The sequence below is a fragment of the Vibrio sp. 1557 genome (assembly GCF_033340175.1).
Taxonomy (GTDB): Bacteria; Pseudomonadota; Gammaproteobacteria; order Enterobacterales; family Vibrionaceae; genus Vibrio; species Vibrio alginolyticus.
The window spans coordinates 1-13,497 of record NZ_JAWOVZ010000044.1 but is presented as its reverse complement, the minus strand read 5'-3'; the positions used below and the strand labels follow the sequence as shown (position 1 = coordinate 13,497).

Annotated in this window: 11 protein-coding genes, 1 tRNA gene and 1 riboswitch; of the genes, 10 read left to right on the top strand and 2 right to left on the bottom strand. The window is 46.2% G+C overall.

The window, feature by feature from the left end:
- The first annotated feature begins 134 nt into the window (after positions 1-134).
- The 9 genes from R7070_RS23750 (at position 135) to thiH (ending at position 8,996) form a co-directional block, all read left to right on the top strand.
- Positions 135-211, top strand: a tRNA-Trp gene (locus R7070_RS23750).
- 244 nt (positions 212-455) lie between these two features.
- Positions 456-1,838: a multicopper oxidase family protein gene (locus R7070_RS23745; protein WP_170897651.1), complete on the top strand. Its 1,383-nt coding sequence runs from the start codon at positions 456-458 to the stop codon at positions 1,836-1,838.
- A gap of 123 nt (positions 1,839-1,961) precedes the next feature.
- Positions 1,962-2,345 carry a fluoride efflux transporter CrcB gene (gene crcB, locus R7070_RS23740; protein WP_005378811.1) on the top strand — a complete coding sequence of 128 codons (384 nt, stop codon included), beginning with the start codon at positions 1,962-1,964 and terminating at the stop codon, positions 2,343-2,345.
- Between the two features lie 60 nt (positions 2,346-2,405).
- A riboswitch (TPP riboswitch) is annotated at positions 2,406-2,504 on the top strand.
- 163 nt (positions 2,505-2,667) lie between these two features.
- Positions 2,668-4,608, top strand: a complete 1,941-nt coding sequence (gene thiC / locus R7070_RS23735; RefSeq protein ID WP_256900725.1) for a phosphomethylpyrimidine synthase ThiC — start codon at positions 2,668-2,670, stop codon at positions 4,606-4,608.
- Positions 4,608-6,023, top strand: coding sequence for a thiamine phosphate synthase (locus R7070_RS23730; protein WP_132937343.1), 1,416 nt, complete (start codon positions 4,608-4,610; stop codon positions 6,021-6,023). Before thiC ends, R7070_RS23730 begins: the two co-directional genes overlap by 1 nt.
- Positions 6,010-6,783: a HesA/MoeB/ThiF family protein gene (locus R7070_RS23725; RefSeq protein WP_064368864.1), complete on the top strand. Its 774-nt coding sequence runs from the start codon at positions 6,010-6,012 to the stop codon at positions 6,781-6,783. The genes R7070_RS23730 and R7070_RS23725 overlap by 14 nt, the downstream gene beginning before the upstream one ends.
- Before the next feature lie 38 nt (positions 6,784-6,821).
- A complete protein-coding gene (gene thiS / locus R7070_RS23720) occupies positions 6,822-7,076 on the top strand; it encodes a sulfur carrier protein ThiS (RefSeq protein WP_005378804.1) in 255 nt (84 codons plus the stop codon).
- Between the two features lie 5 nt (positions 7,077-7,081).
- Positions 7,082-7,849 (top strand): thiazole synthase, encoded by a 768-nt coding sequence (locus tag R7070_RS23715; protein WP_064368863.1) that lies wholly within the window; start codon positions 7,082-7,084, stop codon positions 7,847-7,849.
- 34 nt (positions 7,850-7,883) lie between these two features.
- Positions 7,884-8,996: a 2-iminoacetate synthase ThiH gene (thiH, locus tag R7070_RS23710; protein ID WP_170890944.1), complete on the top strand. Its 1,113-nt coding sequence runs from the start codon at positions 7,884-7,886 to the stop codon at positions 8,994-8,996.
- Positions 8,997-9,102: 106 nt separating this feature from the next.
- Here thiH and R7070_RS23705 read toward each other — a convergent pair whose 3' ends face one another.
- Complete coding sequence (locus tag R7070_RS23705; protein WP_318141316.1) at positions 9,103-10,893, bottom strand: aminopeptidase P family protein; 1,791 nt, start codon at positions 10,891-10,893, stop codon at positions 9,103-9,105.
- A gap of 203 nt (positions 10,894-11,096) precedes the next feature.
- Entirely contained in the window at positions 11,097-12,038 is a 942-nt protein-coding gene (locus R7070_RS23700; protein WP_005378791.1) for a LysR family transcriptional regulator, read from the bottom strand.
- A 107-nt stretch (positions 12,039-12,145) separates the two neighbouring features.
- Here R7070_RS23700 and R7070_RS23695 point away from each other — a divergent pair, with 107 nt between their 5' ends.
- The gene (locus tag R7070_RS23695) at positions 12,146-13,339 is read left to right on the top strand and encodes a multidrug effflux MFS transporter (RefSeq protein WP_005382927.1); all 1,194 of its coding nucleotides are present in this window, start codon (positions 12,146-12,148) and stop codon (positions 13,337-13,339) included.
- Positions 13,340-13,497 lie beyond the last annotated feature (158 nt).

Genomic DNA, 13,497 nt, shown 5'->3' with positions numbered 1-13,497 from the left:
TGGTAGTTCAGTTGGTTAGAATACCGGCCTGTCACGCCGGGGGTCGCGGGTTCGAGTCCCGTCCACTCCGCCACTTAATATCGACAACCTCGCTTATGCGAGGTTTTGTCAAATCTAGAATATGAAAATTCCATAGGGGTGTAGCTCCAATTGGCAGAGCAGCGGATTCCAAATCCGCGTGTTGGGAGTTCGAATCTCTCCACCCCTGCCACATATCAGGCTCTGACTTAGGTCAGAGCCTTTTTTGTATCTGGTTTCTTCTCATTATTACAGCTTATTTCTACTCTTATCCCGTAAGTATGGCTTTCTGCTGTACTTTGGCAGCATTTAATCTACTGAACGAACGAAACTACAGTTAGCTGTAATGATCAGTGGCCCGAAATTTTAATAATAAAGGGGAATCACTATTTATATTTAGTTACACTCAACCGATCTGGATTAATGAGTAACTATGTATGGATATATCTCGTCGACGCTTTCTTCAATCATCCTTAGCAATCTCCGCGCTTGCCGTCCTACCTGCATGTTCTCTATCTAGGAGCACTAATAAGCAGGGGCAATATATATACGATATCACTGCAGAGCCTTCTACTGCAGAATTGGTCCCTGGGTTTAACACAGACGTACTCGCATTTAATGGTTCGATTCCAGCGCCTACGATTCGATGTCGCCAAGGCGAGAAAGTTATAATTCGGTTTACTAACAAGCTTTCAGAGCCGACTACAATCCACTGGCATGGCTTGCGAATCCCTATTGAAATGGATGGTGTACCTTTCTTAAGCCAGCCGCCTATCATGCCGGGTGAAACATTCGTTTATGAATTTACACCGCCAGATGCAGGCACGTTTTGGTATCACCCTCACATGAATAGCGTTAAGCAACTTGGTATGGGCTTAGTTGGGCTAATTGTCGTTGAAGAGGCTGAGCCTGTTCTATTTGATGAAGAACAGGAAATAGTTCTAAAGCATTGGCATTTAGACAAACAAGGTCAGTGGAAGAACCTTATGGTACCGCGCTTGAGCGCTCGTATGGGGACTCCCGGAGAGTGGAGTAGCGTCAATGGTGTGCATGAACCTGTTTATACGCTGAAGCAGAATGCTACCACGCGATTAAGAATTGCTAATGTCGATAACACCATTACTTACCCGATCGCTATTGAAGGTGCAGAGGCTTGGGTTATTGCTATTGATGGTAACCCTGTTAAAACGCCTTATAAGCTCACTCAGCATAAAATTGGTCCAGGAATGAGGTTAGATGTCGGATTGATTGCTCCAAAGGCTGGAAAACGTGTTTATGTGCGTCAAATGAAAGGACGCTTCCCATTCCCTTTGTGCGAGTTTGACGTTGTTGAGTCTGACCTGTCGAACAACCAGAAACTGCCTTTATTACCTCTCAACCCTGTGCCAGCTCTCGATTTGAAAAATGCAGAGCAAATCGATTATGTGTTTGAGTGGGAGGGGGCGATCACTCCTGCTGATCAATCGGGCAAAGCGATCCCCCAATTCTGGCTGATGAACAAACGGGCTTGGGAGGGAATGAGCAAAGATAATATTCCAGCGCCGCTTTCAACATTGGAGATGGGAAAAACCTATATCTTCAACCTAAAGAACGTCACCCAATATCATCATCCTATTCATCTTCATGGACACACATTTACGGTTCTTGAGTTAGATGGAAAAAAACTCGACGAACCGTTTCATACCGATACGGTCTTACTTGGAAAAAACGGCAGTGCGAAAGCGGCATTTGTTGCAGATAACCCAGGGCGTTGGATGTACCATTGTCATGTAATTGAACATATGAAGACGGGTTTGATGGGGTACATTGAAGTAAAGTGACTCCTGTAACTTTTAAAATCTTGATAAGTTTTAAGCGCTATACTTTGCTGAATTCTAAGATTGTATAATCACTATTGCCGTAAATTTGATTACAATGTCGCCATTAACTTTTCTGGGGGAATTATGGGACAACTATCCGTTTTGGGTTTTATTGCATTGGGTGGTGCATTTGGTGCATGTTCTCGTTACTTAATTTCTGAACTTTGTGTCATTTTATTGGGGCGTGGTTTTCCATATGGTACGTTAACTGTTAACGTTGTTGGCTCATTTATGATGGGCTTATTGATAGCAGCTTTCGATAATGAACTTTTGGCAACGGAACCTTGGCGACAAGTGATTGGCTTGGGTTTTTTAGGCGCACTAACGACGTTTTCCACCTTCTCGATGGATAATGTTTTGCTTATGCAGCAGGGCGCTTTCTTTAAGATGGGGTTGAACGTATTGTTGAATGTCGTGTTAAGTATTTCAGCGGCGTGGATTGGCTTTCAATTATTGATGCGCAGCTAGCAAAGTAGTTAAAAATTGAACAGGTCGGCTTGGTTTCACCAAGCCGTTTTTATATACTGACATCACTTGTCGGAGTGCCATAAGGCTGAGACCGTTAATTCGGGATCCGTTGAACCTGATCAGATTAGAATCTGCGAAGGGAACAAGAGAAGATATTCACACCGGAGTTCTTTCTGGTTGACCTATCAAAAGTCGAATGTTGTTACAGGCAAATATCGTAAGCTTTAACTAGCCTTAATTTGACTCCTCTTGTCGCATCTATCCGCCAAGCATTTTTATCCAATTACTTTTTATCTAGTATAACAAAGCAAGGAAAAATGCTATGTCGAGTCGCAAACAAGCGAGACTGGAAGCAAAACAGTTCATTGATACACTCTCGGTACAACCGTACCCCAATTCAAGCAAAGTCTACGTAGAAGGCTCACGTCCAGATATTCGTGTGCCAATGCGTGAGATATCACTCGCTGATAGCCTTATTGGAGGCACAAAAGAAGCGCCTATATTCGAACCTAATGAGCCAGTACGCGTTTACGATACGTCGGGTGTATACACAGATCCAGAGCACACCATAGACCTCTATAGCGGCTTACCTAAGCTGAGAGAAGGGTGGATTGAAGAGCGTGCCGATACTGAGCTACTTGATGAAGTAAGCTCGGTATACACCAAAGAGCGCTTAGAAGATGAAACGCTAGACGATCTTCGTTACGGAAATCTACCACGTATTCGATGTGCCAAAGATGGCCATTGTGTGACTCAATTGCACTATGCTCGCAAAGGTATTATTACCCCAGAAATGGAATATATCGCGCTGCGTGAAAACATGGGGCGTGCCAAGTATCGCGATGAAGTGCTGAATCAACAGCATCCGGGTCAAAGCTTCGGAGCGAACCTACCAAAAGATATTACCGCCGAATTCGTGCGCAAAGAAGTCGCCGAAGGTCGCGCTATTATCCCTTCCAATATTAACCACCCAGAATCCGAACCAATGATCATTGGACGTAACTTTTTGGTCAAAGTGAACGCCAACATCGGTAACTCATCGGTCACTTCTTCGATTGAGGAAGAAGTAGAGAAGCTCGTTTGGGCGACACGTTGGGGTGGAGATACCGTTATGGATCTCTCTACTGGACGTAACATCCACGAAACTCGCGAGTGGATTCTACGTAACAGTCCGGTTCCGATCGGTACCGTACCAATGTATCAAGCGCTTGAGAAAGTGAATGGTGTTGCGGAAAACCTTAACTGGGAAGTGATGCGCGATACCCTGATTGAGCAAGCAGAGCAGGGCGTTGACTACTTTACTATCCATGCCGGTTTACTACTTCGTTATGTGCCAATGACTGCAAAACGCGTTACTGGCATCGTCTCTCGTGGTGGCTCTATCATCGCGAAATGGTGTTTAGCGCATCACCAAGAAAGCTTCTTATATACCCACTTCCGAGAGATCTGTGAAATCTGTGCTAAGTATGATGTCGCACTTTCTCTCGGTGATGGTCTGCGTCCTGGCTCGGTGGCCGATGCTAACGACGAAGCGCAATTTGCAGAGCTTCGTACCCTTGGTGAGTTAACCAAGATTGCGTGGGAATACGACGTACAGGTGATTATTGAAGGCCCTGGTCATGTTCCAATGCATATGATCAAAGAGAACATGGAAGAGCAGTTAGAGCACTGTCATGAGGCTCCTTTCTATACCCTTGGTCCATTGACGACAGACGTCGCTCCTGGTTACGACCATATTACTTCAGGCATCGGCGCTGCCATGATTGGTTGGTATGGCTGTGCAATGCTTTGCTACGTAACTCCGAAAGAGCACCTCGGTTTACCAAACAAAGAAGACGTGAAAGTAGGCATGATCACTTACAAGCTTGCTGCGCACGCCGCTGATTTAGCGAAGGGACACCCTGGTGCACAAGTTCGTGATAACGCGCTTTCTAAAGCTCGCTTCGAGTTCCGTTGGGAAGACCAATTCAACTTGTCGCTCGACCCAGATACCGCGCGTGCTTTCCATGATGAAACCTTGCCTCAAGAGTCTGGAAAAGTCGCTCACTTCTGTTCGATGTGCGGACCAAAGTTCTGCTCGATGAAGATTTCGCAAGAGGTTCGAGAATATGCGAAAGACACTGAGCAAGTTGCTGCGGACCAAGCTATCTCGATCAAAATGCTGGATGATCCTCTTGAGGGGATGCGTCAGAAATCGCAAGAATTTAGAGAGTCAGGCTCCGAGCTATACCACCCAGCAGCACATGCCGAGGTAAGTGACTAATGAGCAAAATCCTTATTCCGTCATCATTGATTGAACTGACAGGTTTAGTTCAGCAATGTTTGTTGTTGGCGAAAGAACAGGGTTTTAGCATCGAAGACATTGAGTTGGGTGTGAGCCCAACTCAATCTATTCAGCTTGTTCGCGACCAACAGATTACACATATAACGACTGACCTTATTGGTGGACATAACTTTGAGCCTGAGTGTTCATTTACTCTCTATTACCGTTCTGCTTTGTCGGTAGAAGCGTGTGCTAAGCAACCGTCGAAAGCGATTTATATTGGCATTGCTGATACGCAGGTTTCCGATGAAAAGGAGAAAGTGCTTCAGCTTGATATCTGGCGTCACCCAATCAACGACGAAGTGAGAGCGCTTTCTGTTAAGTCCAAACTCAACGCAATGTTCGATCCCGAACATCACCTTGCTTGGACAGTAACGCTGACAGTACTCGATTTTCCTATCGAAGATGCGTTAACACTTGCTCGAGGAATGCTAACTCAACAAGCGAATGTTTCACGTGAAACACTGTTGAATGACAACCTTGACGAGGGAAGATCTACTCAGTGGGCTGATCAATTTGATGATTTCCCCATACCTGTACTGGAGGATAAGCGACTAGGTATTCAAGTTGGTTGGTCTGCACAAGGCGAGAGTGTTAGCTTTCCAACTCTAACTAAGCAAAGTCTAGGGCTCTATCCAGTCGTTGATGATGTTGCTTGGATTGAGCGTCTACTGCCACTAGGCATCAACACTATTCAACTGCGAATCAAGAACCCACAACAAGCCGATTTAGAACAACAGATCATTCGAGCAATTGAGCTAGGTCGTCAGTATCAAGCACAAGTGTTCATCAATGACTATTGGCAGTTGGCAATCAAGCATGGCGCTTATGGCGTTCACCTAGGACAAGAAGACATAGAAGAATCGAATTTGGCTCAGCTAACTAAAGCCGGCATTCGTCTTGGTCTTTCTACGCATGGTTATTACGAACTACTGCGCATCGTACAAATTCATCCTAGCTACATCGCACTAGGGCATATTTTCCCAACCACCACAAAACAGATGCCATCGAAACCACAAGGCTTGGTGCGCTTGGCACTGTATCAAAAGCTGATTGATAGCATTCCTTATACAAACACAGAGGCTGCTTTCCGTCCTTCAAAAGACAAAGCAGTTAGTGACAATGTGCTTGGCTTTCCGACGGTTGCGATTGGTGGTATTGACCAATCTAATGCAGCCCAAGTTTGGCAAACAGGTGTTTCTAGTTTGGCAGTTGTGCGAGCTCTTACGTTGGCAGAATCACCTCAATCGGTCATCGAGTTCTTCGCACAACTGATGAAGGAAAGACAGCTAACGTTTACTGATAAGAATATTGAGTTGGCGCATAGCAAGAGAGGTGAGCATGCTCACGGATAAGCAGTTCCTTCGCTATCAACGCCAAGTCGCTCTGCCTGAAATTGCTGAAAGTGGGCAAGAGTGCTTGAGCAAATCGCATGTGCTGATCATCGGTTGTGGTGGGTTAGGGAGCGCAGCGAGTTTGTACTTGGCATCAGCGGGTGTTGGTAAATTGGTTGTGGTCGATGACGATGAAGTTGATAGCAGTAACCTACAACGTCAGATCATTTATCGTGAGCAAGACATCCAAGTTGCGAAAACAAAAGCGACTGTAAAGCAACTCACTGAACTTAATTCTATGGTCCAAATTCGTGCTCTCAATAGGCGATTAGACAAAGCACAGCTGCAGCTTGAGGTGATGCTAGCGGATGTGGTGCTCGACTGCACCGATAACATGCCAACGCGCCAGCTCATTAACCAAGTTTGTTTCGAGCAAAATACACCGCTCATCTCGGCGGCGGCAATTGGTTGGCAAGGGCAATTCGCTGTCTTTGATTATCAAACACCAAGTGAACAAGAAGCGCAGAGTAAAGCCTGTTACCGCTGTTTGTATCCGTTTGACGAATTACCGCAAACGCAAAAGTGCAGTGAGAGCGGTGTCGTCGGTCCGGTGGTGGGCACACTTGGCAACTACCAAGCGATTGCGGCAATTCAAAAATTGGCGACGGGAAAGTTTCATGTCGAGACTGCCAAGTTACACCTGTTCGATGGATTGAAGCTGCAATGGCAAACCATGGCGATAAGTAAAGATAAACAGTGCCAAGTGTGTGCTCAGATTTAGTTTACGAGTAATGGCCAGAATTAAGAGAGTTGGAAGCAATGACGTTATCAGAACAACAAACAACACAAATGACAGCTGCTGACTTAGATGTGATCACTATTGTCATCAATGACCAGTCACATCAAGTTGCCAGTGAGTCAAATCTACAGCAAATCATTAGTCAATTTGCGCTGCCTGAAATGGGCTGTGTTTTTGCAATTAATAACAATGTTGTGCCGCGCAGTGAGTGGGCTAGCACAGTTCTTTCACAGGGAGATAGCATCTCTTTGTTTCAAGCGATCGCAGGGGGTTAAAGTCGATGCTTAAAATTGGTGATAAACAATTCGAATCAAGACTGTTCACGGGAACAGGGAAGTTTGCCAACAGCCGATTAATGGCAGAAGCGATTCAAGTCTCGGGTTCTCAACTTGCGACCATGGCGTTGAAGCGTGTGGATGTGAACGACCAACAAGACGATATTTTGCTGCCGTTAGTACAAGCGGGTGTGAACTTATTGCCGAACACCTCAGGTGCAAAGAATGCTAAAGATGCTGTGTTTGCAGCACAATTGGCGAGAGAAGCGTTAGGTACAAACTGGTTAAAACTAGAAATTCATCCAGACCCGAAGTACTTGATGCCCGATCCAATTGAGACACTAGCAGCCGCTGAGCAACTGGTTCGTGAAGGCTTCATTGTCCTTCCTTATTGTCATGCTGACCCGGTTCTGTGTAAACGATTGGAAGAAGTAGGCTGTGCTGCAGTCATGCCATTAGGTGCGCCGATCGGTTCCAACAAAGGGATAGTTTCTCACGATTTCCTAGAGATCATCATCGACCAAGCTAATGTTCCTGTCGTTGTTGATGCGGGTATTGGTGCTCCTTCACATGCCGCGCGTGCGATGGAAATGGGCGCGGATGCCGTGCTCGTCAATACTGCGATTGCAGCTTCGAGCGATCCCGTTGCGATGGCGAAGGCATTTAAGTTGGCGGTAGAGTCGGGGAGTATGGCTTATGAAGCCGGACTTGCTGGTAAGGTTTCTCATGCGGTTGCGTCGAGTCCACTGACGTCATTCCTAGATGAGCTTTAGTCCTAGATTGGTTTAGCTATTAAGCGAGGAAAACATGAGCTTCGTTGAACAATTTAAGCAGCTGAATTGGGATGACATTTCAATGTCGATCTACGCGAAAACGGCACAAGATGTCGAGCGAGCATTGAATAAACCCAAGCGTGATTTGGAAGACTTTAAAGCGCTAATTTCACCAGCGGCTGAAGCGTACTTAGAGCAGATGGCACAACTGTCATATTCGGCAACTCGTAAGCGCTTTGGTAATACCATGTCGCTTTACATTCCATTATACCTCTCTAACTTGTGCGCCAATGCCTGTACTTATTGCGGCTTCTCAATGGAGAATAGAATCAAGCGTCGTACCTTGAATCGGGACGAAGTGGCAGCAGAAGTCGAAGCCATCAAGCGCATGAAGTTTGATAGCGTATTGCTGGTGACTGGCGAGCACGAAACTAAAGTGGGTATGAAATACTTCCGCGAAATGGTGCCGATGATTAAGCAACGTTTTAACTATTTGGCGATGGAAGTGCAGCCACTTGATCAAGACGAATACGCTGAGCTCAAGACATTGGGTTTAGATGCGGTGATGGTTTATCAAGAAACGTATCATCCTTCGACTTACGCCGAGCACCATCTGCGTGGCAATAAGATGGATTTCGAATACCGATTGGATACACCCGATCGTCTTGCAAAAGCAGGCATCGATAAGATCGGTATTGGTGCTTTGATAGGATTGGAAGAGTGGCGTACCGACTGTTTTTATGTGGCAGCGCACTTGGACTATCTTGAGCGCACGTATTGGCAGACTCGTTACTCAATTTCTTTCCCACGTTTACGTCCTTGTGAGGGTGCGCTCCAACCAAAATCAGTCATGACGGATAAACAGCTTGTGCAGTTGATTTGCGCTTATCGCTTGTTGAATCCAGAAGTGGAGTTGTCATTATCGACTCGTGAATCACCGAAGTTCAGAGACAATGCATTACCGTTAGGCATCACTAGTATGTCTGCTGCATCGAAAACTCAGCCGGGTGGTTATGCGATGGATGATGCTGAACTCGAGCAGTTTGAGATCAGTGACGAACGAAGCGCGGGTTCTGTGGAAAATATGATTCGAGCCAAAGGTTTTGACCCTGTATGGCGAGATTGGCACTCAGCGTATTCCGGTTAAGCAATAAATAAAGCCACTGGTCATCGTTATGTTTCACGTGAAACATAGGCAAAAAAAGAGGGTTGATGCAAAACATCAACCCTCTACTTTTTCTAGCTTCTAGCTTCTAGCTGTGTGCTACTGGTAGTGTTGCTTGACGAAGCCACTCTTTCACATCACCCTCAACAAGTGGGCTGATCTCATCCCATACCTTCTGATGGTAATCATTCAACCAAGCAAGCTCTGGACGAGTTAGCATATCAACATTGATGTTGCGCTTGTCGATTGGACAGCGTGTTAGCGACTCGAATGACAGAACAGGGAAGTCACCGTTAGTTGGGGTTTCAACAACAAGCTCTAGGTTCTCGATACGGATACCAAACGCATCCGCACGGTAGTAACCTGGCTCGTTGGACAGCACCATGCCTTCTGTTAGAGGCACGTCGATTTGCTTCTTCGAAATGCTTGCTGGACCTTCATGAACACTTAGGAAGTGACCAACACCGTGACCAGTACCGTGATCGTAATCGTAGCCCTCCGCCCACAGGTGCTGACGAGCTAGCGTATCGATTTGGTAACCACGTGTGCCTTTCGGGAAACGTGCACGTGCAACACCGATGTGGCCTTTTAGCGCGAGAGTGAATTGTTTAATCATCTCTTGTGAAGGCTGACCGATCGCGATGGTACGCGTGATGTCTGTCGTGCCATCTAGGTACTGACCGCCTGAATCCACTAGGTAAAGTGTGTTCAGTTCTAGCTTGCCAGGTTCAGGTTGGTTCTCGTGATTATAGTGACACATCGCCGCGTTGCCACCTGCTGCCGAGATAGTATCGAAGCTAAGATCCATAAGTGTCGGGTCTTCGCTGCGGAACGCTTCCAGTTTGTCTGCCAGCGTCGCTTCATCATGCAGGTTACCCGCAACGACTTCAGCATCTAACCAAGAAAGGAACTTACTCATCGCTACGCCATCACGGATATGACATGCTTTCATGCCTGCGATTTCAACAGCGTTCTTTGCTGCTTTTGGCATTAGGCATGGATCAGCTTTACTCACCACAGATGCGCCAGCGTTTTGTAGAACCAGCTTAAACCACGCGTTACTTGTCGCAGGGTCAAGCAGTACATTCTTGCCAGTTAGGTTTTCTAGTCGTGCTTGCAATGCTTCTGGGTGATGAACCGTCACGCCGGCACCAACATGAGCGTCAAACTCAGCAGGTAGGCGAGCAGGATCTAGGAAGTATTCCACGCTTGAGTCTGAGTGCAGAATCGCGTGAGAAAGAAGAACTGGTAGACGTGAGACATCTAGACCACGAACGTTGAGCAACCAACAGATAGAATCAAGTGCTGTGATCACTGCGCTGTCTGCACCGGCTTTTTTCACGAGCTCTGCGATTTCTTGGCGTTTGCTTTCACTTGATTGTCCAACTGTTTCTGTTGCCATTAGGCGAACATCAGAAACCACAGGAGCAGGGCGGTCGTGCCACAGTTCATCAATTGGGTTGCTATCGAGAATCTTAAGCTCAAGGGTACCTGCAAGTTTTGCTTGTGCCATGTCTAGCCAAGCAGAGTTGTGCATGCGAGGGTCGATTGCCACAGACGCGTCATTTGCAAGATGGTCTTTAATCCAATCTAGTGCAGGCTCTTCAATCAAGTGACGGTATTCGAATAGATCAGCAGGAACCTGCTTTGTTACTTGTACTGTGTAGCGACCATCAACAAAGATAGCGGCTTTGTCTTTGGTGATTACCGCAGCACCAGCAGAACCAGTAAAGCCAGTTAGCCAATGTAAACGCTCGTTGTGCGCTGGTACGTATTCGCCCAAGTACTCGTCTTCATGTGGGACAAGTAGGGCATCAATATTATGTTGTGCTAGCCATTCGCGGATTGCATTCACGCGGCTTTGGGTATCGTTGTGCATCTGTGTTATTCCTTCAAATTACCGCTCCTTCATGCTCAGGTGTGGGAGCTGTTTCCATCTGCTTCATGCAGTTTACGATTCCATTGAGGTTCGCAATCACTTCAATAGAGTCGGAGTACAACTAGGCCATAGATGAGCCAAAAAGGACTACGACAGTTAAGCTACTCATTTTAGCCGCTAAGCGCAAATTGAGTGCGGTGTTTTTATCTAAGGTGATCGGTTTTTTGTGTGATCATCGTACGTAGCCAGCCTAATGCAGGGTCGTTTTCTCTATCTCGGTGCCAGAATAAAGTGTAAGCCATAGGTGGGAATTCTAACGGTAGTGGCAGCACGACCAAATCAAGCTGTTTGGCCGCAAGTTGCACAAAATGACTTGGCGCAGTAAAGATAAAGTCGGTGTATGAACATAAACTTGCGGCACTGTTAAAGTCGGGCACGGTGACGGCAATATCGCGGTCGGCGCCAATATCTGCAAGGCGATAATCCAGCAACCAACGGTCGTTGCCATCACAGCGTACTTGTACATGGCGTAGGGCGAGATAGGCTTCCAGATTCCAAGGTTGTTTTAGCGCAGGATGGTTTTTGCGAATGATGCACATTTGGTAATCACGATAAATTTCCAACTCGCAAATGTCATCGGGTGGTTGAAGAGTCAGCTTGGCATCGTTTATATCGATATCTTTTCCAGTTAGGCCTAAATCCAGTTCGCCGCGTTGAAGCATTTTAAATGTATTATCCGACCACGGGTGTGTGCTGATTGTCACGCCAGGTGCTTGTTGAAAAATCGCCGGTAAGAAATGGGGTAGAATGAGAGGGTAGACACTCTCTACCGCTGCTATTTGAAAACGGTATTCGCTGCTTTGCGGAGAAAACTCTTCGGGTTGAGTCAGCACTTCTAACTGATTTATCAACAGATCCAGTTTCGGTTTAAGAAACAATGCGCGCGGCGTAGGTGTTAATCCATGTGAGTTTCGAGTGAAAAGCGGGTCATCAAATTGAATGCGCAGTTTAGCCAGTGATTTACTTACGGCGGATTGGCTTAAGCACAATCGGTGGGCCGCACGAGTAACATTTAACTCTTCAATCAGCACTTTAAAGCAGACCAATAGATTTAAATCGATACGAGCCAGTTTTTCGACGTTCACAGTGAATTTCCTCTGAGGAATAATGCTCATGATTATACATCATTTCCATTCATATCATCAGATGATTAAGCTTTACCCAAAGTTCTTTATCCAATTCGGAGTGTTGTGTGTCTAGCCAGTTTTCTAATAGTAAAAAACAGATGGCGTTATTGACCCTTTTGGTTCTTTTCAGTCCTTTAGCGATTGATATTTATCTACCTGCTTTACCTCTTATTGCTTCCACTTTTCAGGTCGATAATGCGCTAGCACAAGACACGATCACTTGGTTCTTATTTGCTATGGGTGTTGGTCAGCTATTCGCAGGTCCCTTAGCAGATAAACTCGGACGTCGAACTGTTGCATTGGGCGGTATCACCATTTACGCGATGAGCGCTTTATTGGCGTGGAGTGCTCAAAATATTGAGTGGATGTTGGTTTCCCGACTGCTACAAGGCTTAGGTGCGTGTGCGACATCGGTAGCAGCCTTTGCAACAGTTCGCGATATCTTTGGCCCGGAAAAAAGCGGCAAAATGATCAGCTACCTTAACGGTGCGATTTGTTTCATTCCGGCTTTAGCTCCAATTCTAGGTAGCTGGTTAACTCAGCAATTTGACTGGCGTGCTAACTTTAGCTTTATGGCGGGTTTTGCTGTGGTGTCTGGATCATTGATGTTTTTCATGATGAAAGAGACTAACCCGTCAACAGAAAAGCAAGCGGTGTTTAAGCTTAGTCGGTATTGGGCAGTGCTTAGCACACCATCTTTTGTTTTCCATGCGTCATTATGCTTGATGGCGATGGCGGTTATTCTTGCTTACGTTACCTCAGCACCGTCGGTATTGATGACGGGGATGGGGCTGTCGATGAATGAATTCACTTTCTGGTTTGGTGTAAATGCGGTGATAAACATTGCGGCATGTATGCTGGCGCCTAAGTTTATGGAGCGCGTTGGAACTCACAACACCTTGGTCACCGGGATCTCAACTCTGGGTCTCGCAGGTGTGATCATGCTAGTGATGAATGGTCAGAATACCGCGCTTTCTTTCATGCTACCTATCTTCATGTCTTCTGTAGGTTTTGCATTCATTCTGGGTGCAGCGGCAGGGAAAGCGTTAGAACCGTTTGGTGATAAGGCGGGCACGGCAGCTGCACTGCTTGGATTGTTCCAAATGAGTGGCTCTGGTTTGTTGGTGGGTACACTGCAACGCTTATCTCTGGATCCACAAACCTTGATCGCAATTCATATGTGGGTCCTATTACCTGCGTTGGTCGTTCTGTTTACAAAAGCAGGGAAGAACTGGCACTCGAGCTTTGCGAAAGCGTAAATCAGTGTAATTTAGTATTTTCCAATGTAAGTAAGGCGTGTATATTTGTCACTCAGACTTTTCCTGACACCATAACGGAACTCAAAAAGTAATGTCGTTAACCACGTATGAAATGGCTCGTATTCTAGAGCAAATGGAAGATTCACCAGAAAAGGTGA